This window comes from Klebsiella huaxiensis (assembly GCF_003261575.2).
GTDB classification, from domain to species: domain Bacteria; phylum Pseudomonadota; class Gammaproteobacteria; order Enterobacterales; family Enterobacteriaceae; genus Klebsiella; species Klebsiella huaxiensis.
Window position 1 is genome coordinate 607,504 of record NZ_CP036175.1, and the last position, 22,372, is coordinate 629,875.

20 protein-coding genes and 1 pseudogene are annotated in these 22,372 nt (G+C 54.9%); 11 read left to right on the top strand and 10 right to left on the bottom strand.

The annotated features are described in order from the left end of the window. Positions 1–140 precede the first annotated feature (140 nt). The 3 genes from degS to zapG form a co-directional block, all read right to left on the bottom strand. Positions 141–1,202 (bottom strand): outer membrane-stress sensor serine endopeptidase DegS, encoded by a 1,062-nt coding sequence (gene degS / locus DA718_RS02920; RefSeq protein WP_112213749.1) that lies wholly within the window; start codon positions 1,200–1,202, stop codon positions 141–143. A gap of 86 nt (positions 1,203–1,288) precedes the next feature. Further along, positions 1,289–2,656, bottom strand: coding sequence for a serine endoprotease DegQ (gene degQ, locus DA718_RS02925; protein WP_112213529.1), 1,368 nt, complete (start codon positions 2,654–2,656; stop codon positions 1,289–1,291). Positions 2,657–2,828: 172 nt separating this feature from the next. Then, positions 2,829–3,227, bottom strand: a complete 399-nt coding sequence (gene zapG / locus DA718_RS02930) for a Z-ring associated protein ZapG (protein WP_110272824.1) — start codon at positions 3,225–3,227, stop codon at positions 2,829–2,831. A gap of 190 nt (positions 3,228–3,417) precedes the next feature. On the opposite strand from zapG, the gene zapE reads away from it, so the two are divergent. The 11 genes from zapE to nanQ all read left to right on the top strand — a co-directional run bounded on the left by zapE (position 3,418) and on the right by nanQ (position 12,645). Next, on the top strand, positions 3,418–4,551 hold the full coding sequence (gene zapE / locus DA718_RS02935; RefSeq protein ID WP_112213530.1) for a cell division protein ZapE: 1,134 nt from the start codon (positions 3,418–3,420) through the stop codon (positions 4,549–4,551). Between the two features lie 218 nt (positions 4,552–4,769). Continuing rightward, complete coding sequence (rplM, locus tag DA718_RS02940; protein ID WP_004106200.1) at positions 4,770–5,198, top strand: 50S ribosomal protein L13; 429 nt, start codon at positions 4,770–4,772, stop codon at positions 5,196–5,198. 15 nt (positions 5,199–5,213) lie between these two features. Further along, the gene (rpsI, locus tag DA718_RS02945; RefSeq protein WP_110272826.1) at positions 5,214–5,606 is read left to right on the top strand and encodes a 30S ribosomal protein S9; all 393 of its coding nucleotides are present in this window, start codon (positions 5,214–5,216) and stop codon (positions 5,604–5,606) included. 312 nt (positions 5,607–5,918) lie between these two features. Continuing rightward, positions 5,919–6,557, top strand: a complete 639-nt coding sequence (gene sspA / locus DA718_RS02955; RefSeq protein ID WP_112213531.1) for a stringent starvation protein SspA — start codon at positions 5,919–5,921, stop codon at positions 6,555–6,557. Between the two features lie 3 nt (positions 6,558–6,560). Next, positions 6,561–7,058, top strand: a complete 498-nt coding sequence (sspB, locus tag DA718_RS02960) for a ClpXP protease specificity-enhancing factor (RefSeq protein ID WP_110272828.1) — start codon at positions 6,561–6,563, stop codon at positions 7,056–7,058. 93 nt (positions 7,059–7,151) lie between these two features. Continuing rightward, entirely contained in the window at positions 7,152–7,943 is a 792-nt protein-coding gene (nanR, locus tag DA718_RS02965; protein WP_110272829.1) for a transcriptional regulator NanR, read from the top strand. 136 nt (positions 7,944–8,079) lie between these two features. After that, a complete protein-coding gene (nanA, locus tag DA718_RS02970; RefSeq protein WP_112213532.1) occupies positions 8,080–8,973 on the top strand; it encodes an N-acetylneuraminate lyase in 894 nt (297 codons plus the stop codon). A 110-nt stretch (positions 8,974–9,083) separates the two neighbouring features. Beyond that, the gene (locus DA718_RS02975; RefSeq protein WP_112213533.1) at positions 9,084–10,571 is read left to right on the top strand and encodes an MFS transporter; all 1,488 of its coding nucleotides are present in this window, start codon (positions 9,084–9,086) and stop codon (positions 10,569–10,571) included. 49 nt (positions 10,572–10,620) lie between these two features. Continuing rightward, positions 10,621–11,310 (top strand): N-acetylmannosamine-6-phosphate 2-epimerase, encoded by a 690-nt coding sequence (locus tag DA718_RS02980; RefSeq protein ID WP_112213534.1) that lies wholly within the window; start codon positions 10,621–10,623, stop codon positions 11,308–11,310. Then, entirely contained in the window at positions 11,307–12,191 is an 885-nt protein-coding gene (nanK, locus tag DA718_RS02985) for an N-acetylmannosamine kinase (protein WP_112213535.1), read from the top strand. The genes DA718_RS02980 and nanK overlap by 4 nt, the downstream gene beginning before the upstream one ends. Further along, the gene (gene nanQ, locus DA718_RS02990; protein ID WP_112213536.1) at positions 12,178–12,645 is read left to right on the top strand and encodes an N-acetylneuraminate anomerase; all 468 of its coding nucleotides are present in this window, start codon (positions 12,178–12,180) and stop codon (positions 12,643–12,645) included. Before nanK ends, nanQ begins: the two co-directional genes overlap by 14 nt. A gap of 40 nt (positions 12,646–12,685) precedes the next feature. Here the strand turns inward: nanQ and DA718_RS02995 are convergent, their stop codons facing one another. From DA718_RS02995 to DA718_RS03025, 7 genes and pseudogenes are all read right to left on the bottom strand, one after another. Beyond that, complete coding sequence (locus DA718_RS02995) at positions 12,686–13,855, bottom strand: VWA domain-containing protein (protein WP_112213537.1); 1,170 nt, start codon at positions 13,853–13,855, stop codon at positions 12,686–12,688. Beyond that, on the bottom strand, positions 13,845–16,124 hold the full coding sequence (locus tag DA718_RS03000; RefSeq protein WP_112213538.1) for a DUF5682 family protein: 2,280 nt from the start codon (positions 16,122–16,124) through the stop codon (positions 13,845–13,847). Before DA718_RS03000 ends, DA718_RS02995 begins: the two co-directional genes overlap by 11 nt. A gap of 16 nt (positions 16,125–16,140) precedes the next feature. Then, a complete protein-coding gene (locus DA718_RS03005; protein WP_112213539.1) occupies positions 16,141–17,235 on the bottom strand; it encodes an ATP-binding protein in 1,095 nt (364 codons plus the stop codon). After that, positions 17,232–18,845: a DUF5691 domain-containing protein gene (locus DA718_RS03010; RefSeq protein ID WP_112213540.1), complete on the bottom strand. Its 1,614-nt coding sequence runs from the start codon at positions 18,843–18,845 to the stop codon at positions 17,232–17,234. Before DA718_RS03010 ends, DA718_RS03005 begins: the two co-directional genes overlap by 4 nt. Continuing rightward, positions 18,842–20,164: an SWIM zinc finger family protein gene (locus DA718_RS03015; RefSeq protein WP_112213541.1), complete on the bottom strand. Its 1,323-nt coding sequence runs from the start codon at positions 20,162–20,164 to the stop codon at positions 18,842–18,844. The genes DA718_RS03010 and DA718_RS03015 overlap by 4 nt, the downstream gene beginning before the upstream one ends. Before the next feature lie 266 nt (positions 20,165–20,430). Further along, positions 20,431–20,783 (bottom strand): annotated as a pseudogene (locus DA718_RS03020) (hypothetical protein); the annotation flags it as partial. Positions 20,784–20,948: 165 nt separating this feature from the next. Further along, positions 20,949–22,367, bottom strand: a complete 1,419-nt coding sequence (locus tag DA718_RS03025) for a glutamate synthase small subunit (protein WP_112213542.1) — start codon at positions 22,365–22,367, stop codon at positions 20,949–20,951. Positions 22,368–22,372: the final 5 nt, after the last annotated feature.

Below are 22,372 nucleotides of genomic sequence, written 5' to 3' on the forward strand. Positions count from 1 at the left end.
CACGAAAAGATAAGCCGGAACCTGTTTTCCGGCTTTTTTATGGTTTTCTCCTGCCCCTGAATGACTCAACCTGCTGGTAAATCTGCTAAACTCCCCCGCGTCTTGACCGGTAATAAACGAGGACGTTGTTGCCATGACTGTCAGTTGGTTGCCGGATATTCCTGTACGGCGATATGCAGGGTGATTTTCTTATCGTCACGCATAATCACCACCGGAATTTCCGAACCCGGGCGAATCTCCGCCACCTGATCCATCGTTTCCAGAGCTGACACTGCAGGTTTATCGTTAACCGAAATAATCACGTCGTTGGCGCGAATCCCGGCCTGGGCGGCTGGGCCTTCCGGCGCAACATCATTCACCACGATCCCCTGAAGCTGATCGATGCCGCCTCCGCCCTGAGCATGTAAAGGCGCAATTTCGCGACCGCTGATGCCAATGTAGCCGCGAATGACGCGACCATCGCGGATCAGCTTATCCATGATCTTAGTTGCCAACTGGAAAGGAATAGCAAAACCGATCCCTTCAGGCGTTTCGCCATCGTTACTTTTATCAAATGACAGGGTGTTGATACCCATAAGTTCGCCCAGGGAGTTCACCAGAGCGCCACCGGAGTTACCGTGGTTGATTGAGGCATCGGTTTGCAGGAAGTTCTGGCGTCCGGTCGGGTTCAGGCCGATACGACCGGTGGCACTGATAATCCCCTGGGTAATGGTTTGCCCGAGGTTATAGGGGTTACCAATCGCCAGCACCACGTCACCGATATGCGGCACGCGTTTTGGGTTAATCGGGATGACCGGCAGGCCGCTACTGGCGTTGATTTTTAATACCGCCAGATCGGTGAGGGTATCTGAACCAACCAGCAGCGCTTCAAAAACCCGACCATCCTGCAATGCAACGATTATCTGATCCGCATCGTTGATAACGTGTTTATTCGTCAGAATGTAGCCACGTTGGTCCATTATCACGCCGGAACCAAGAGTCAGTTGATTTTGGCTGGTGTTGTTAAGGGCGCGGTTATACACGTTCACCACTGCAGGTGCGGCGCGGCGCACAGCAGGATTATAGCTGGCGGGGGATTCATCCGCGCTATCGTATTGCGCGGTCGGCGAAAGCTGCCATTGGCGCAGCGAAGGCATAATGGCCAGCAGCAGACCCCCGACGATCAGGCCAATGAGTATTGAACGTAAAAGCTTTCCAGACATGATGCCGATATCGTTGATGGATGGACAGGCGCAGCATAACACGACTTGTCCGGACATCGCACTGCACGCGATGTCCGGAAAGAGGTTTAGCGCAGTAGCAGATAGATACTTTCGTTGCCGCGAATGACGTTCAGCGCAATAACTGCCGGTTTGCTTTCCAGAACTTTCCGCAGTTCAGCGATGGAGTGTACTCGCTCGCGGTTGAGGCCGATAATAATGTCGTCTTTATGCAGACCCGCTTGCGCGGCAGGGCTTCCTTTATCCACGTTATCAATGGCGACGCCTTTGGTCCCATCTTTCATCTGCCCATCGCTTAACGACGCTCCCTGCAAGGCAGGAATGATAAGTTCAGCGCTGGCGGTAGAAGAGGTGCTCTTATCCAGCGTGACCTCGACCTCGACGGGCTTACCATCGCGCAGTAACCCTAGCTTCACTTTGGTCCCCGGTTCGGTGGTGGCAATACGCGAACGGAGTTCGGCAAAGCTGTTAAGCGATTTGCCATTCAAGCTAACGATAACGTCGCCAGATTTGACCCCAGCTTTAGCGGACCCCGAGTTCGGTAGAACCTCGCTGACGAAGGCACCGCGTTGAACATCAAGATTCATCGCTTTGGCGATATCCGCGCTCATTTCCATGCCTTTAATACCCAGCAGGCCGCGTTTGATTTCGCCAAACTGAATAAGCTGCTGAGCGAGGGTTTGTGCCATATTGCTGGGGATGGCGAAACCAATACCGACGCTGCCGCCGCCTGGTGCCAGAATAGCGGTATTAATACCAATCAACTCGCCGTTCAGGTTCAGAAGCGCGCCGCCGGAGTTGCCGCGATTGATGGACGCATCGGTCTGGATAAAGTTTTCCAGCCCTTCCAGGTTCAGGCCGCTGCGGCCCAGAGCTGAAATAATCCCGGAAGTGGCAGTCTGCCCAAGGCCAAATGGGTTACCGACGGCGACGGCGAAATCACCCACCCGAAGTTTATCGGAATCGGCGATAGCGATTTGCGTCAGATTGCTGGGCTTTTGTAATTGCAGCAGGGCGATGTCGCTTTGCTCATCGCTACCGATCAGTTTGGCATCGAACTCACGGCCATCGTTGAGCTGGACGCTAATTTTCTGCGCCTGGTTGATGACGTGATTATTGGTCAACACATAGCCTTTCGCTGCATCGATGATGACGCCAGAACCCAGACCTTCAAACGGCTGCGCCTGCTCTTGTGGGGCATTGTCGCCAAAATACTTCTTCAGCTCTTCCGGCATATTCTGTGCCGGAGATGCCGTACCCTCAACCTGTACGCTCACCACCGCTGGCAACACTTTTTCCAGCATCGGGGCAAGGCTTGGCAATGCGCCCTGGCCCGGTACCTGTGTTGGTAATGACGCTGCAGCCGGAGGTAAGGCGGACAACGACAACCCAATGCTTAACGCTAACGCACTCAACAGCAAAGTCTGTTTCTTCATTAGATGCTGGCTCTCGTAACCTGAGGTGTATGGGAAACGTCCCGAATGGCCTGATGTTATTGAATTTTCGATCAGGTAACAATGTGGTCAATGTTTAAATTGTAGCCGGGATGAGAGATGGAGACGGGCGCTGAAAGGGCGCCCGGACAATATTTTTACTGCCGCTGGAGGATTAGTCGCGCTTCGCGCCACCGCGCAGCAGGCCGGATGCGCCTTCAGAGTAGTCGCGCGGCATCTGGACCGGAGCCTGATCGTTACCGGCTTCTGACTCTTCCAGACGATTACGGAACGGATTGGCGTCCGCCATGCTCGCTGGCAGCAGGTTGCTGGAGCTTTTCGCCATATGCTGATACAGCTGACGGTAGTCATGTGCCATGTTATCGAGTAGCTCAGCGCTGTGAGCAAAATGGCTTACCAGCTCTTCACGGTACTCTTCCAGCTCTGCTTTATTCTTTTCCAGTTCGAATTGCAGCGCCTGTTGTTGGCGTAACTTGCGGTTGCCAAAACGCATTGCCACGGCACCAATGATAATACCGACGACTAGCCCAATTAGCGCATATTCCCAGGTCATGAACATCTCCCGTTGTTTTGTGGTTCCGTAGGGTGGCTGTTAGGCTCTCCGCCTGCGCCCGATAGTGCCACTATAACCGCTAATCCCACAGAAGTGGAATCCTGGCGTATCATCGCGTAGTGTAGAACGGCCTTTTTTTCGTCAATCGTGAGCTACAGCATTACGGTTTTCAAGGAATAACAATAAGATCATGCAAAGCCTGTCGCCAACATCGCGTTACCTTTCCGCTCTCAAAGAGGGCAGTCATCAGCCCGACGACGTTCAGCAAGAGGCGGTTAGCCGCCTTGATGCCATTTACCATGAATTGCAGAATAAGCCGTCTGTCGCGCCGCAAAACAATGGCGGTCTGCGGGCAAAATTCGGCAAGCTGTTGGGCAAGCGCGAGCCGGTTGCCGAAACGGTGGCCGTGCGCGGCCTCTATATGTGGGGGGGCGTAGGAAGGGGGAAAACCTGGTTGATGGATATGTTCTATCAAAGCCTGCCAGGTGAACGTAAACAACGTCTGCATTTTCATCGCTTTATGCTGCGTGTTCATGAAGAATTAACTCATCTGCAAGGGCACAGTGACCCGCTGGAGATCGTTGCCGACCGTTTTAAAGCCGAAACTGACGTGCTCTGTTTCGATGAGTTTTTTGTTTCTGATATTACCGATGCGATGCTGCTGGGCGGCTTGATGAAAGCGCTGTTCGCTCGCGGCATTACCCTGGTAGCCACGTCGAACATCCCTCCTGACGAGCTGTACCGTAATGGCCTCCAGCGCGCCCGTTTCCTGCCCGCTATTGACGCTATTAAACAGCATTGTGATGTAATGAACGTTGATGCTGGTATTGATTACCGTTTGCGCACGCTGACCCAGGCGCACCTGTGGCTGTCGCCGCTCAATACCGAGACTCAGCAACAAATGGATAAGCTTTGGCAGGCTCTGGCGGGCGCGAAGCGTGAGCAGACGCCAACGCTGGAGATAAACCATCGTCCGTTGTTGACATTAGGGGTAGAAAATCAGACCCTGGCGGCTTCGTTTACGACGCTGTGCGTGGATGCGCGCAGCCAGCATGATTATATTGCGCTCTCGCGACTGTTTCATACCGTGATGCTGTTTGATGTGCCGGTGATGACGTCGCTGATGGAAAGCGAGGCGCGGCGGTTTATCGCGTTGGTGGATGAGTTCTATGAACGTCACGTTAAACTGGTGGTCAGCGCAGCGGTGCCCCTGTATGACATTTATCAGGGCGAACGGTTGAAATTCGAGTTTCAACGCTGTCTATCCCGCCTGCAGGAGATGCAGAGCGAGGAGTATTTGAAGCGAGAGCATTTACCGGGGTAAAACCGGGTACAAATCACATAAAGGGGTCGATCTTTGACCCCGACTTCTCTATAATCTTGCGACCCCACGTTACGAGAAGGTTTTTTTCCCAAAACTTTCTATGTGCCGGCATAGGCTATTCGAAGGGGTAGGTTTGCTGGACAATGTCGTGTGAACCTCAACTGACAAAACGTTTGGGTGTTCACCAACGTGTAACTTATTATTTGGGTAAGCTTTTAATGAAAACTTTTACAGCTAAACCAGAAACCGTAAAACGCGACTGGTATGTTGTTGACGCGACCGGTAAAACTCTGGGCCGTCTGGCTTCCGAACTGGCTCTGCGCCTGCGCGGCAAGCATAAAGCGGAATATACTCCGCACGTAGATACCGGTGATTACATCATCGTTCTGAACGCAGAAAAAGTTGCTGTAACCGGCAACAAGCGTGAAGACAAAATGTATTATCACCACACCGGTCATATCGGTGGTATCAAAGAAGCGACCTTTGAAGAGATGATTGCCCGCCGTCCTGAGCGTGTGATTGAAATCGCGGTTAAAGGCATGCTGCCAAAAGGCCCGCTGGGTCGTGCTATGTACCGTAAACTGAAAGTTTACGCGGGTAACGAGCACAACCACGCGGCACAGCAACCGCAAGTTCTTGACATCTAATCGGGATTATAGGCAATGGCTGAAAATCAATACTACGGCACTGGTCGCCGCAAAAGTTCCGCAGCTCGCGTTTTCATCAAACCGGGCAACGGCAAAATCGTTATCAATCAGCGTTCTCTGGAACAGTACTTCGGTCGTGAAACTGCCCGCATGGTAGTTCGTCAGCCGCTGGAACTGGTCGACATGATTGGTAAACTGGATCTGTACATCACCGTTAAAGGTGGTGGTATTTCCGGTCAAGCTGGCGCTATCCGTCACGGTATCACCCGTGCACTGATGGAATATGATGAGTCACTGCGTGGCGAACTGCGTAAAGCTGGTTTCGTTACTCGTGATGCTCGTGAGGTTGAACGTAAGAAAGTCGGTCTGCGTAAAGCACGCCGTCGTCCGCAGTTCTCCAAGCGTTAATTGTTTTCTGCTCACGCAGAACAATTTGCGAAAAAACCCGCTCCGGCGGGTTTTTTTATGGATAAATCTGTCATTATCCATATGGATCTGCCCTGTTCTTGCCACTTTTTCAGCATTTCCAGAATACCCTCACCACAACGCCTTCAAAATCTGGTAAACTATCATCCAATTTTCTGCCCAAATGCAGGTGATTGTTCATTTTTTGTTTAGATGATAAATGGAAATGATGTCACGCGAATGGGGTTTTTACATCTGGCTGACCATGCGTGGTCGGCAGCAGTACAATAATTCTGAATATACCTGGAGGTTTTCATGGCTGTCGCTGCCAACAAACGTTCGGTAATGACGCTGTTTTCTGGTCCTACTGACATCTATAGCCATCAGGTCCGCATTGTGCTGGCCGAGAAAGGTGTTAGTTTTGAGATAGAACACGTGGAGAAGGATAACCCACCTCAGGATCTGATTGACCTCAACCCGAATCAAAGCGTACCAACGCTTGTGGATCGTGAGCTCACTCTGTGGGAATCTCGCATCATTATGGAATACCTGGATGAGCGTTTCCCGCATCCGCCGTTAATGCCGGTATATCCGGTAGCTCGTGGGGAAAGCCGTCTGTACATGCAACGTATCGAAAAAGACTGGTATTCGCTGATGAATACCATCCAGACCGGTACTGCTACGCAGGCTGATAATGCACGTAAGCAACTGCGTGAAGAATTGCAGGCGATTGCGCCAGTCTTCACCCAGAAGCCGTACTTCCTGAGCGATGAGTTCAGCCTGGTTGATTGCTATCTGGCACCGCTGTTATGGCGTTTGCCTGTTCTCGGTGTGGAACTGACCGGAACTGGCGCGAAAGAGCTTAAGGGCTATATGACTCGCGTATTTGAACGTGATTCCTTCCTCGCTTCTTTAACTGAAGCCGAGCGTGAAATGCGCCTGGGTCGAGGCTAATCAATGGATGTATCACAGCTGACGCCGCGTCGTCCGTATCTGTTACGGGCGTTCTATGAGTGGCTGCTGGATAACCAGCTGACTCCGCACCTGGTCGTCGATGTGACGCTGCCGGGCGTACTTGTTCCAATGGAGTATGCTCGCGACGGACAAATCGTTCTTAACATTGCCCCGCGTGCTGTAGGTAATCTGGAACTGGCTAACGACGAAGTACGTTTCAATGCGCGTTTCGGCGGTGTGCCGCGCAATGTCTCTGTACCGATGGCTGCAGTGCTGGCTGTGTACGCACGTGAAAATGGTGCGGGCACCATGTTTGAACCTGAAGCGGCCTACGATGAAGACGTCACCAGTCTGAATGATGACGAAGAATTGCCAGGCAACGACAGCGAAACGGTCATGTCGGTGATTGATGGCGATAAGCCAGATAATCATGATGACGATCCCGATGATACGCCAACTCCGCCACGCGGTGGGCGCCCTGCGCTACGCGTCGTGAAGTAATCTCTATCAGGCCCTTCGGGGCCTGTTTTCTGATCTCTGCAAAATTCTTGTGTTAAGATGGAACAGCCGTCACGTGCTGTCACAAATCACACAATGGTCCCTATGAGCGCATTTGATCCACAAGCCGAAGATACTCCATCCTCCATTGGCAACAGTTTGGGCCGTCGTCCTTTGGCGCGCAAAAAACTGTCCGAAATGGTGGAAGAAGAGCTGGAGCAGATGATCCGCCGACGGGAGTTTGCCGAAGGTGAACAACTGCCGTCAGAGCGTGAATTGATGACGTTTTTTAACGTCGGACGCCCCTCGGTACGTGAAGCGTTGGCGGCGCTGAAGCGTAAGGGGTTGGTGCAAATTAGCAACGGCGAGCGGGCCCGCGTGTCCCGACCTTCAGCGGACACCATCATTGGCGAGCTTTCCGGCATGGCGAAAGACTTTTTGTCTCACCCTGGCGGTATCGCGCATTTTGAACAACTACGCCTGTTTTTTGAATCCAGCCTGGTTCGCTATGCGGCAGAACATGCCAGCGACGAGCAGATCGAAAAGCTGATGCAGGCGCTGAAGATCAACAGCCAGTCGCTTGATGACAATGCGCTGTTTATCCGATCTGACGTCGAGTTTCACCGCGTGCTGGCGGAAATCCCGGGAAATCCGATCTTTATGGCTATTCACGTGGCATTGCTGGATTGGCTAATCGCCGCCCGGCCTACGGTGCCAGAACGTGAGTTGCACGAACATAATAGCGTGAGTTATCAACAACACATTGTTATTGTTGATGCTATTCGCCGTCGCGATCCCGATGAAGCCGATCGCGCCCTCCAAACCCACCTCAATAGCGTCTCCGCCACCTGGCACGCCCTCGGCCAGAAAACACAGCCACGTAAGTAACCCTCTCGATCCTCAGGATCGTTTAGTGAAGTAGATCGCATTATAAGCGTTATCTATTACGCTGCTGCTTAATTGATCTGGTATAACAGGTATAAAGGTACATAGTTAATCACAATAATATCACTATGAGGTTTATATGGCGGTCAATTTACGTGGAGTCATGGCGGCACTGCTTACGCCGTTCGATGGTCAGCAAAAACTGGATAAGGGGAGTCTGCGCCGGCTGGTTCGTTTCAATCTGAGCCAGGGGATCGACGGGCTTTACGTAGGGGGCTCCACTGGTGAAGCCTTTGTGCAGAGCGGCGCTGAGCGTCAGGAAGTATTAGAAATCGTGGCGGAAGAGGCGAAGGGAAAAATGACTCTGATCGCCCATGTCGGCTGCGTGAGTACTCTTGAAAGCCAACAATTGGCGCAGGCGGCGGCAAGCTATGGATATGATGCCGTTTCTGCGGTGACGCCATTCTATTATCCGTTTAGCTTTGAAGAGCATTGCGCGCATTATCAGGCCATTATTGAGTCGGCTGATGGATTGCCGATGGTGGTGTACAACATCCCGGCCCTAAGCGGCGTTAAGCTGACGCTCGATCAGATCAATACTCTGGTGACCTTGTCGGGCGTCGGCGCGCTGAAGCAGACCTCCGGCGATCTTTATCAGATGGAGCAAATCCGTCGGGCTCATCCGGACCTGGTGTTGTACAACGGCTATGACGAGATCTTCGCTTCTGGCCTGCTCGCAGGTGCCGATGGTGGAATTGGCAGCACCTACAACATCATGGGGTGGCGTTATCAGGGGATCGTACAGGCGCTGAAAGCAGGTGATGTCGCCAAAGCGCAACACCTGCAGTGCGAATGTAACAAGGTTATCGATCTGCTGATTAAAACCGGCGTATTCCGTGGTCTGAAAACCGTGCTGCACTATATGGATGTTGTCGCTGAGCCGCTGTGCCGTAAGCCGTTCGCCCCGGTTGACGAACAATTCCTGCCGGAGCTGAAAGCACTGGCTCAGCAGTTGTTGGCAGAGAAGGCGTAACCACAAGTTGCCGGGGAGTTACGCTTGCCTGGCCTACATATTTCGACCGTAGGCCGGGTAAGGCGAAGCCGCCACCCGGCACAACAACAAAAAATTATCGGGAGAGTAAAATGAGTACTTCTACCCAGAACATCCCGTGGTATCGCCATCTTAGTCGCCCTCAGTGGCGGGCTTTTTCAGCTGCATGGTTGGGATATTTGCTTGATGGTTTTGATTTTGTCTTGATTGCCCTGGTACTTACCGAGGTCCAGGGGGATTTTGGTCTGACAACGGTCCAGGCGGCCAGCCTGATCTCAGCCGCTTTTATCTCTCGCTGGTTTGGCGGCCTGATGCTCGGCGCAATGGGCGATCGCTACGGTCGACGCCTGGCGATGGTCACCAGCATTATTCTTTTTTCACTTGGTACCCTGGCTTGCGGTTTTGCGCCAGGTTACACCACCATGTTTATCGCCCGTCTGGTTATCGGCATGGGAATGGCAGGTGAGTATGGCTCAAGCGCGACTTATGTTATTGAAAGCTGGCCGAAGCATTTACGTAACAAAGCCAGCGGTTTTCTGATCTCCGGATTCTCCGTCGGGGCCGTTATTGCCGCGCAGGTTTACAGCCTGGTGGTGCCCGTCTGGGGTTGGCGCGCACTGTTCTTCATTGGCATTGTGCCGATCGTCTTCGCTCTCTGGTTACGCAAAAATATTCCGGAAGCCGAGGACTGGAAAGAGAAGCATGAGGGCAAAGAACCGGTGCAGACAATGGTCGATCTGCTTTATCGCGGTAAGCATCGGGTTATTAATATTCTGATGACCGTTGTTGCAGCAACCGCACTGTGGTTTTGCTTTGCAGGCGATTTGCAAAATGCCGGTATCGTGCTGTTACTGGGCGTGATGTGTGCGGTTATTTTTATCAGCTTTATGGTCCAGAGCAGCGGTAAGCGCTGGCCTACTGGCGTGACGCTGATGGTCGTCGTGCTTTTCGCTTTCCTTTACTCGTGGCCTATCCAGGCGCTGCTACCCACTTATCTGAAAACCGAATTGGCTTATGACCATACCACGGTAGCGAATATTCTGTTTTTCAGCGGCTTTGGCGCAGCGGTAGGGTGCTGCGTGGGCGGTTTTCTTGGCGACTGGCTGGGAACCCGCAAGGCTTACGTTTGCAGCTTGCTGGCTTCACAGTTGTTGATTATTCCGGTCTTTGCTATCGGCGGCACAAACATATGGGTCCTTGGCCTGCTACTGTTTTTCCAGCAGATGTTAGGACAGGGGATCTCGGGGATCTTACCGAAACTGATCGGCGGCTACTTCGATACCGATCAACGCGCGGCGGGGCTTGGGTTTACCTATAACGTGGGGGCGCTGGGCGGTGCGATTGCGCCGGTTCTTGGTGCCTTAATTGCCCAGCGTCTGGATCTGGGTACTGCACTGGGATCGCTCTCTTTCGGTCTGACGTTCGTGGTGATCCTGTTGATTGGTCTGGATATGCCATCCCGCGTACAGCGTTGGATCCGCCCGGAAGCCGTACGGACCCATGATGCGATTGACGGGAAACCGTTCAGCGGCGCGGTACCGTTAGGTGGCAGTAAAAGTGGATTAATTAAAACCAGATAACGATCGCCCGGCAGCGGTGCCGGGCGAAAACATTCATCAGGGAGCTATTATGTCTTTGCTGGAAGAATTGGATTTACGCATCAGCGCTAACGGCGGGCTTATTGTTTCCTGCCAGCCGGTCCCCGGCAGCCCTTTGGACAACCCTTCGATCGTTGCCGCGATGGCGCTGGCGGCGGAGCAGGCGGGCGCAGTAGCGTTGCGCATTGAAGGAGTTGAGAATCTGCGCGCCACCCGAGCGCTGGTTACGGTGCCGATTATTGGCATTATTAAACGCGATCTGGATGATTCGCCGGTGCGGATCACGCCTTATCTGGAAGATATCGATGCGCTGGCGCAGGCCGGAGCCGATATTATCGCCATTGATGGCACTGACCGTGAACGCCCGGTTCCGGTGGCAGCGCTGCTGGCGCGCATTCATCAGCACAAGCTATTGGCGATGACCGATTGTTCCTCTCTGGAGGATGGCCTGGCCTGTCAGGCGCTTGGCGCGGAGATTATTGGTACCACGCTTTCAGGCTATACCACGTTGCACACGCCAGATGAGCCCGACCTGGTGCTGGTGAAAGCGCTGACGAATGCGGGTTGTCGGGTGAATGCGGAAGGCCGCTATAACACCCCTGCTCAGGCGGCAGAAGCTATGCGTCACGGGGCATGGGCGGTAACCGTCGGTTCAGCGATTACCCGGCTAGAGCATATTTGCCAGTGGTATAACTCGGCGTTAAAAGAGGCGCAGCCATGACCACGCTGGCGATAGATATTGGCGGCACCAAGCTTGCCGCCGCGTTGGTCGATAAGGATCTTACTATTCGTGAACGGCGGGAAATCCCGACCCCGGCGAGCCAGCGGCCTGCCGGGCTTGCCTTAGCGTTAGAAGAGCTGATTGCTCCGCTGTTGGCGCAAGCCGAGCGATTTGCGGTTGCTTCTACCGGCATTATTCAGGACGGCATTTTAACCGCACTCAACCCAGCTAACCTTGGCGGCCTGGCGCATTTTCCCTTAATCGATTGTTTGTCTGAACTCAGCGGACTGCCTGGAATCGCCCTGAACGATGCCCAGGCTGCGGCGTGGGCAGAATATCGTGCGTTAACGGAGAACGTGAGCGAAATGGTTTTTCTGACGGTTTCGACGGGCGTTGGCGGCGGTATGGTCACTAACGGCAGGCTGCTAACCGGAAGCGGGGGGTTAGCCGGACATTGCGGACATACGCTGGCTGACCCAAATGGGCCACGCTGCGGTTGTGGTCGAGTGGGTTGCGTGGAAGCAATTGCCGCCGGGAGGGCGATTGCCGATGCGGCTGGCGGTGAACTCACCGGGCTGGATGCGAAATCTATTTTTGCTCTCGCGGAACAACATCATCTGCAGGCGCGTTCACTGGTTCAGCGCTCGGCGCAAACGCTGGCGCGGCTGATTGCCGATCTTAAAGCGCTGACCGACTGTCAGTGCGTCGTGGTTGGCGGCAGCATCGGCCTGGCGAATGGATACTTGCCGCTGGTGCGTGAATATCTAGCGCAGGAGCCAGCGGTTTATCACGTCCCGCTACGTGAAGCACGCTATCGGCATGATGCCGGGCTAATGGGCGCGGCGCTGTGGGGCAGGGAGAGAAATCATGATTTTCGGTGATGTAAATAATCCGTCACAGGCAGGGATATCGGCCATGTTGCAGCAAGCAATAATCCTCGCACAGGCGTACGACTTACAAAGTATTGCTCCCGGAAGCTACGAGTTGCAGGGGGGCGATATCTTTATGAACGTGATGCAGTTTGCGTCAGGTTTACCTGAAAAGAAGAAGGCCGAACTGCATGCGCAGTTTATCGATATCCAGATTTTACTGGCGGGTGAGGAGCGTATTTTTTATGGCGTGGCCGACAGTGCGCGGCAGTGCGAAGAGATGCACGTTGATGAGGATTATCAACTGTGCGGTAAAATGATGGGTGAGCAGTCCATCACCTTGAGGCCCGGTATGTTCGCGGTATTTATGCCGGGGGAGCCGCATAAGCCAGGCTGCGTGGTAACAGAGCCAGCCGATATTAAAAAAGTGGTGATTAAAGTGCGTGCCGATTTGTCCGGTGCATAAAAATCCTGCCGGAGCACTTTCTCCGGCAGGGTAAGGCCAATCAGTTTTTTTCTCGTGAGGTTACGATGCCGTGCTGTGCCGCCCACAGGTTCACATCTTCTTTGCGGATCGCGGCGGCCATCATTCCGGGGAATAGATCGGGCGTGCAGGCAAAAGAAGGGATCCCCATCGCGGCGAGTTTTCCCGCCAGTTCGCGGTCATAAAACGGTGCGCCTTCATCGCTCAACGCCAGCAGCGTAATGACCTGTACACCTGACTGGATCAGTTCATTAGCACGTTGCAGCAGGTTGCGTTCAACGCCACCCTCATAAAGATCGGAGATCAGCACCATGATGGTATTGCGCGGATCGCGAATTAACGATTGGCAATAGCCGACTGCACGGTTGATGTCGGTACCACCGCCAAGCTGCACGCCAAACAACAGATCCACTGGATCCTTGAGCTGTTCGGTCATATCGACAACGGCAGTATCGAAGACGACCAGATGCGTTTTCACCGCCGGAAGAGAGGCCATCACCGCACCGAAAATACTGGAATAGACTACCGATGATGCCATTGATCCGCTCTGATCGATGCACAGAATGATCTCCTTCTGCGTGCGCTGCGACTTACGACCATAGCCGATCAGGGTTTCAGGAATGATGCTCTGGTAATCTTCTTGCCAGTGACGCAGGTTGGCGCGAATCGTGCGCTGCCAGTCGATCTCTGCATGGCGCGGGCGACGATTGCGTACCGCACGGTTGAGTGCGCCGCTCACCGCGCTGCGCATAGGCTCTTCCAGCTGTTTCATTAATTCATCGACGACTTTACGCACCACCAGTTTGGCGGTTTCTTTGGTTTTCGCCGGGATCACGCCGCGAAGTGACATCAGCGTGCCGATCAGATGAACATCAGGCTGGGCATTAGCCAGCATCTCCGGTTCCAGCAGCATACGCTGTAGATCCAGGCGTTCAAAAGCGTCTTTCTGCATCACCTGTACTACGGATGAGGGAAAATACTGGCGAATATCTCCCAGCCAACGGGCGACGCCCGGCGAAGAGGCGTTGCTGCCGCCGCGCAGGCCATTTTTGCCATCTGGCTGATATAGCGCCGCCAGCGCGGCATCGATAACCATTTCCTCGGCGTTCAGGGGGATGCCGCAGGCGTTGTTGGCTTCATTGCCGAGGATCAAACGCCAGCGGCGCAAGCGTTCAGCATCGTTATTCGGCATGATTTTCCCCTCTGGTTGGCGATAAGGGCAGGATGCGGCGCAGCAGAGGCAATATCAGCGCCGCACGTTGTTCATTCCACGGTTCGCAGAGTTTTTCGGGCGTGGCGACATATTTACCCTGGACCGCGCGTTCGCCAAGCTGACGCCGCTCCGGAGCGGTAAAGTTCGCGAACGTTCGGCGCAGCATCGGTAAAATAAGTCTGAAATGGTTGGCGCTCAGGCCGCTAAGCCAGCTATCGATCAACTGCCACAATGTGGCGTTATGCAGCAGCACCATCGCGCTGTCATTCAGAAAACCTTCCGCCCACGCGGCGCTGTCTGCCGGGGCGTTTGCCGCCGATAGCGCCAGCCCCATCTGGGTGGCTATCTCTTCCGTTGGCAATGTTTGCATATCAAACAGTAGCCGCGTTGCCGTACCGCGCAGCAGTGCGTGCGCCGTGCTGCCGTTCGCCAACTGTGTCAACGCCTGTAACCAGCCGCCGAGCAGCGCTTCGTCATCCAGTAGCCGCAATGCTGCATGGGCTTCGACGATTTGTTTTCTCATTCTGGAGGCACTGTCGTCATTGAGCGACGTACAGGCGCCGGGTAGTGCGATAGCTGCTCGTGGAACCAGGCTCATCAGAACCTGAATCACCATGCTGCCATCGGTCTGGCGTACGTTACCGTAGCGAGCGATGGTTACCAGCGGCGGTATGGTTTCCAGCAATTGTTCGATATTACCGGTGATGGCGGCCAGCGACTCCAGCGCAGCGGCGATGGGGGCAATGGCGGCCTGTAAATCCGCCAACAGTACCTGATGAATCAGCTTAGCCAGCGCCGGCAGCGCCTCGGCACGTTCGGCAAGAGCGGTAGCGTAGCGCGTACTGGCTTGCTCAACGCTGTTTCCCCAGCGGCTGGCGGTGATGATATTCATCGCCAGTGCCGGTTCCCAACGCAGCGACCAGACTTCATGAAACGTCCCCTTCGCCTTATGCCCGTGACCTTCCCGATGACCCCAGGGAATATCTAATAACGCCAGACGGTGCAGCAGATGGCTGCGAGCCAGGTCGCCGGGTTTGCGGAGATCGAGATCCAGCAACTTATCGCTGGCTTCCGCTTTTAGCCGCAGCGTTTTTTGCTGTTGAGTAATATCGCGTTGCAGCGGGACCGCCGGCGTCTCTTCGGGGACGCAGCCCAACGCATCGCCAATAATGAGCTGCTGCTGGATCAGCCGCATTGGTGCGTTTTCACCCATGCAGACGACGGTTTGCAACGCTTCACAAAGCTCATCCAGACCTGGCTGCGGGCGATTACGCATAACGGCAAGCGTCTGCGCCAGGCGTACCGTTTCAATAACATGTGCACTGGAACAGTCGAAATCCTCTTCGCGGAATAATCTGGCAGCGCGCGATAGCCAACTAATATCGCGGTGGGGGGTATTCTGATGACGCCACAGATGATCGTACCATTCCGGCGAGGTTACTCCCGCGCCATAACCGCTGGCATGACTTAAGGCATCGTTGCTCCAGGGCGTCCAGGTCGCGGCGACCTTAATCTTCGGCAAGCCTTTAAGCAGTTCGTTATCGGCTTTGGCAGGGGGCAGATTCTCTAGCGCCGGAACGTGCCATGCCCCGCAGACAACGGCTATCCGGGCGAATCCCTCTTTCTTTGCCTGTCGCAGCATCTTGCGCATATGTGCTTCGCGTAAGTTTTCGCGCTGCTGTTCTCTGGCCGTATGTCTGATATTGGGTATTTCCTGGCGTAGCGCGTTCATGGCTTCACGAATGGCGTCGAACAATGACAAATCATCTTCGCGCTCTTCCACCATCTGATTCCACCAGCTTTCACCATCGGCATAACCTGCCGCGTAGCCAAGCCAGTCCAGCGGATCGCCGTCAATGTTTACCGTGGTGCGCTTCTCATCATCGCCATCGTTCTCATTTTTCTCCGCCTCTTCATTTTCGAGGGCGAACTGATGGGCGATGGGCAGGTCGATAAAGCGCACCGCGATATTCTGCGCCAGGCCATAGCGCAACGCCTGCCATTCTGGGGAGAAGTTGGCGAAGGGATAAAATGCCGCGTGGCGTGACTCATCTGGTGCATAAATCAGTAGCGCCACCGGTGGCTGCATGGCTTCGTGCAGAATAAAAGGCAGCATTGATTCGCCATCCGGCGGCCCTTCCACCAGCAGGCAATCTGGCTGTAACGCTTCCAGAGCACTCAGAAGGCTCCGCGCGCTGCCGGGGCCGTGGTGGCGAATGCCGAACAGATGAACAGTTTGATCATTCATAGGGATACCCTGCGGATTACACGATTTCGCGACAGGCGCGATACAGATCTTTCCAGTCGCAGCGCTCTTTCACGATCGTTTCCAGATATTCGCGCCAGACAACATCGTCCTGTACCGGATCTTTCACTACCGCGCCGACCAGGCTGGCGGCGATATCACGCGGGTGCAGCACGCCGTCGCCGAAATGCACGGCGAGAGCCATACCGTTATTGATAACGGAGATCGCCTCTGCGGTACTTAAGGTGCTGGTTGGCGACTTAATTTTGGTTTTTCCGTCTTCGGTCTGGCCGTTACGCAGCTCGCGGAAGATTTGCACGACCCGCTGTACTTCCTTCAGGGCCGGAGGCTCTGCCGGTAACGCCAGCGCCTGGCCCTGCTCTGCTACACGGCGGGTGACAATGCTGATCTCTTCTTGTTCGCTGGCGGGTACAGGCAGGATCACGGTGTTAAAGCGGCGTTTTAACGCGGAAGATAGCTCGTTAACGCCTTTATCGCGATTGTTAGCGGTGGCGATAACGTTAAAGCCGCGCGTGGCCTGCACCTCGTCATTCAGCTCCGGCACCGGTAGCGTTTTTTCCGACAAAATGGTGATTAACGTATCCTGCACGTCGGCGGGAATGCGCGTTAGCTCTTCCACGCGGGCAATTTGCCCACTGGCCATCGCTCGCATTAGCGGGCTTTCCACCAGCGCTGAACGGGATGGACCTTTGGAGAGCAGCTCCGCATAGTTCCAGCCGTAACGCATCTGCTCCTCGCTGGTCCCGGCAGTCCCCTGAATTATCAACGTTGAATCGCCGCTGATCGCCGCTGCCAGATGTTCAGAAACCCAGGATTTCGCGGTACCGGGTACGCCATATAGCAGCAATGCGCGATCGGTTGCCAGGGTGGCGACAGCGGTTTCGATGATCCGGCGACTACCGATATATTTCGGCGTCACTTCAAAGCCGTTTTCCAGACGCCCGCCTAGCAGATAAATAGCGACAGCCCATGGTGAGATGACCCAGTTTTCCGGGCGCGGATGGCTATCGTTTTTTTGCAGTTCTTCCAGCTCTTCGGCAAATTGTTGTTCAGCGTGTCGACGTAAAACGGCGGTGGTTGCGGTGGAATTCATAGCGTATTTTCTCCAGCAAAAAGCGAATGTAGGTTTTTGCGTCGCGCCAGAGCGGCGCGAAAGGCATAAAATGCTTCTTTACAGTAAGGCTCTTGTTCGGCGTTGTGCGGCCATTGCTGAATGGCTTCATCGGTGATATCGGGAGCCAGCAGGCAGGCTACGTCAATAATGGAGTGGCGCAGGTTGTAGTCGTAGCGAGCCGCGTCCTGTTTCACCCAATGGTGCAGATTCGCGACCCACTGTCGACTCACGTGGGAAGAGAATGCTGGCGTCTCCAGCGGTAGAAGCTGGGTATAGCGCTGGAGAAGCTCACCGCCTACCATGTTGGTTGTTGATATCAGCATGGTCACCACGGACTCACGTTGCGCCAGCGGCAACGTTTCCAGTAGAACGAAAGCATCAATCATCAGGTCGTCAAGAGTATGTCTGACCTGTCCGACGGGAATCAGCGTCAGGAATGCCTGCGCCCATTCTGCCTGACCTTCACGCAGCGTGGCGTTATACCAGGCACGCAAAAGCGCCGCCTGCCAGTCCGTTTGCGCAGCCCAAGGCAGCAGTTCGGCGGGAGTGGCCCGTAGCTGCGCCTGCCACCAGGCCAGCGGGACGCCCGCGGCTAACTGGTAAAGCCACCAGGCGCGCTGGCCCAGCGGTTCATTTTTGGGCTTGCTCTCTTCCAACGCGTCTTGTTTCCATTCCGCTATAAACGCTTGCGGCGCATCAATGATGAAAGGCAGCGGTTTCTCGCCCGGCAGGTATTTTTTAAGCTTATTCAGCCAGCCTCCCGTCTCCTGTAGCGAAGAGAGCAGCGGCTGAAGCCGGGTTTCCATCCTTCCGGCATAGGCGCTTTGTGGTAGGGCGAGCAGCAGACGAGCCGCCGTTTGTCGGACCTCTTTGCTGCGATCGGCAAGCGCGTTTTCCAGTAGCGTTTCGTCATCCGGTGAGAGATGTTGTTCCAGTACGGACAGCAACTGCGTGCGTTCGCGGGCGTCAAGGCTACTCATCTCCTGCGTCAACCGTTCGCGCGCGCCGCCAGGATCGCTATCGCGCAATTGGCTTAAATACTGCTGGCGCTGGGTTAATGTACCGTGCTGCCACATCTCTTCGTCTGGCTGCGTCGGGAGAAGTTCATCAATGTCGCGCCATTTGGGGTTGATCTGCGCCAGCCAGCGACCACGGGCACCCAGCACGTTGGACACGGCGCTTCGCATAGGCGGGGTGCGTGAAGCGTACTGCAATAGCATGGGGAGAAGCTGGTGAGGCGGTAAAAGCTGTCGCTGCGCCAGTTGCGCCAGGGCAAACCACAGCAGACGCGGCGGCCCGTCTTCCAGTAACTGGCGCAGCAGGCTGGTGAATGCCGCTTCGCTAACGACGCGACCCTCTTGCGCTGCGATAGCGGGGAGCGGCGTGGTCTGGACCATGGCAGGCTCCCAGCCCGCGAGGCCACCTAGAGAGAGAATGCCTGCGCTGCGTAAAAGCAGCTGCTCCGCTGGGGTATCATCCGGCAGATCGGAAATTAACAGCCCAATTTCCCCATCCACGGCGGGTAAAACCAGCGTCTGTTTTTCCGTTCCCAGCAGCGCCGCGCTGGTTAACTGTTGCCATCCGCTCATTGCTCTCCTCCATTTTCCCAAACCAGACGATCGTCAAGCCAGGCGCTACACGGGGTTAACTGGTTGCCGTCCCATTCGCCCATTAGCATAAACGGCACGCCGCCGCTGACGGCGAGCAGCTGCCAGCCTTCCTCTGACGGCAAACGCACCGGTAGCTGCTGTCCCTGAACGGTAGAAAATTGCCAGCCGCCGTTATCCGGGTGAATTAACATATTGCTCATACGCAGCGGTAGCGGCCACTGCCAGGGATTCGCGCTGATTTTATGCGCCAACTCGTGCAGGGCGTCATCCAGCGTTAAGGGCGGCAGCGGGAAGGCTCCAGCCTGTTCGCAGGATCCAGTGAGCAGTGCCCGCAGCGGTGAGGCGCTGGGGTAAAACGCCAACGTGCTGCGCAAGGTCTGCCCGCTGATAAAGTGCTGCGTAAAATTTTTACCGCCGTGGGAGAAATCCAGGAGTAATGCCGTACGGCGGCTGGTTTCGCCGTATAGCCAGACCCGACGACGCCACAGTTTGTTCTCTTCTTGCGCACTTTGCCCGATAACTCGCCAGCTATCCTCGATAGTTTCACCATTGCCGGCATCGCTTTTGTCGATGCTAACGCCCAGCGCGACGTTCAGATCCGTGCGCTCGGCGGCGTCCAGTGCTTCCTGATGCCGGTATGCATCGATAATCAACTGGAGCTGTCCCAATTGAGAGCAAACCAGACGGGGCCACTCATCCGCGATATCAAGCGTGCCGGCAAGGTTTTTAAGCCTCATTGCTATGCCCGGTAATTGGGCATCAACCATCCTTGCGGCGACTTCGGTAAAAAGCGACTGCTGGGTGGGAAGCTGCGCCAGCCCATGACGAACCCGGTCGTGTATCCAGCGTTCCAGATACTCCAGGCCCGCCGTCATTTTTTTCTGCCGCGCCGCATCTCGCTTTGCCGTGGTCTGCGGATCGGCGGCTTTCGCGGCGGACTGCTCTTTCTTCTCTTCCTTACGAGCTTCTCGCTGTTGGCGGGAGATCAGCCATTCGCTTACCCATTCCGGCTGCTCGTCGTTGGTGAAGTCCGCGCGGTGTTGTACATAGAGCAGGAGTAGCGCCAGGCTATGTTTACAGGGGAATTTACGGCTGGGACAGGAGCACTTACAGGCCAGATCCTGGCTATCAATCCTGACTTGATAGGGACGAGAGCCGCTGCCTTTACACTCACCCCAGAAGGCGGCGTTGTTATACCCCAGCAGGGGCCATTTCGCGGGGATAACCAGTCCGCGGGCCGCTTTAACCGAGGCGTCATCGGGCGCCATGGCTTGCACTGATTCAACGGTCAGTTCCATTGCATTTCTCTGTTGATCTGGAGGTATATGGAATCAGAGAGCGGCGTTATACAAAGCAGAAAGAGGCTGTTTTCCATAACAACGCGTTTCTATCCATGACGAGTTAACAGCGAGTATATCGGTAGAGGGGAATGGTCGGTAATAAAGAAACCGAGAGGAGCGACTTTTCGGAAGTTGTTAATATAACACCGCAAAATACGGGGCCAGACTGCTCCAGCAAATCTAAATTCAGCATGATGTTGCCACCGCATCAATCGCCCTGTGAATCAGCGTTTTTGGGCTTCCAGTATTGTTTGCGAGCGGGCGAGTTCGTCTACCAGTAATTTTTCATCAGGTAGCTGCATTTTGTACTCGCTTGTCAGGACCGTGTTCGGCAAGCCGCTAAGGGCATAGTGTGCTTCACCAGCGCCTCTTCAAAATCGGATTCAGAATACTCATCCTTCAGATCGAGGAATTCAAGAATGAAGGGGTTGCGTATGTCTTGCACCGGCGTAACTTCGGCCATGGCGGGCGCAGCCTGCTGCAACATAGCGGATTTGTCGTGGGACAGCAGCGTCCGTTCGTAAGACTGAGTGGCAATTTGCCGATCGAGCTGCCGCACTGACCAGCCGTTGCGTAATAATATGCTCAGAGATTATACGGTCAATACTGATTCATCTAATTGCATTCAGTTACAACAGGGGTTGCGAACGGCTTTCAGAGAATAAAAGATGAGGAATTGAGGAGAGCAATGTTGGCTCCCCATTTATCAGCGCGAAGCTGTATCTGGGGAGCCAGAACGGTTTTACACTTCCAGGTAGTTGAGGATCCCGTCAGCCGCCTTACGGCCTTCGGCAATTGCCGTCACGACCAGGTCGGAACCGCGAACGATATCACCGCCGGCGAAGATTTTCGGGTTGCTGGTCTGGAAGGCGTTGTCGCTACCTTCTGGCGCAATAACACGGCCCTGCGAATCCAACTCGACGCTGTGTTTTGCCAGCCACTCCATGCTGTGCGGACGGAAACCAAACGCCATGACTACGGCATCGGCAGGTACCACATGCTCGGAACCGGCGACGATTTCCGCGCGGCGGCGGCCTTTCGCATCCGGCTGACCCATTTCGGTACGCGCCATTTTCACGCCGCAAACCTTACCGTTAGCATTCACTTCCACACCCAGCGGCTGGACGTTGAACTGGAACTCAACGCCTTCTTCACGCGCGTTTTTCACTTCGCGCCTGGAGCCCGGCATGTTCTCTTCATCACGGCGATAAGCACAAATGACATGGGACGCGTTCTGACGGATGGAGGTACGCACGCAGTCCATCGCGGTATCACCACCGCCAAGAACGACAACTCGCTTGCCTTCCATACTGACATACGGTTCATCAGCCGTTTCGCCAAAGCCCATAATCTGCTTAGTGTTGGCGATCAGGAACGGCAGGGCGTCGAATACACCGGAGGCGTCTTCATTTTCCAGCCCACCGCGCATCGACTGATAGGTGCCGACGCCGAGGAATACCGCATCGTAATCTTTCAGCAGGGAATCCAGCTGAATATCGCGGCCCACTTCAACGTTGAGTTTGAACTCAATGCCCATGCCGGTGAAGATTTCACGGCGGCGGGTCATGACCTCTTTTTCCAGCTTAAATGCCGGAATCCCAAAGGTTAGCAAACCGCCGATTTCCGGGTGGCGGTCAAAGACCACCGCCTTGACGCCGTTACGAGTTAACACGTCTGCGCAGGCAAGGCCCGCCGGACCTGCGCCGATAATGGCGACGGTTTTACCCGTCTGCTTGACGCCGGTCAGGTCAGGACGCCAGCCCATTTCGAATGCTTTATCGTTGATATAGCGCTCGATATTGCCGATGGTCACCGCACCGAACTCGTCGTTCAGGGTACAGGAACCTTCGCACAGACGATCCTGCGGGCAAACGCGCCCGCAGACTTCCGGCAGGGTATTGGTTTGATGTGACAGTTCTGCCGCTTCAAAAATACGCCCTTCGTTAGCCAGCTTCAGCCAGTTCGGGATGTAGTTGTGCACCGGGCACTTCCACTCGCAGTACGGGTTGCCGCAGGACAGGCAGCGGTCTGCCTGTGCTTTGGCCTGACCTTCGGAAAACGGCTCGTAGATCTCGATAAACTCTATCTTGCGGATCTTCAGCGGTTTCTTTGGCGGATCAACGCGCTGGAGGTCGATAAATTGATACACGTTCTGACTCATCTTAA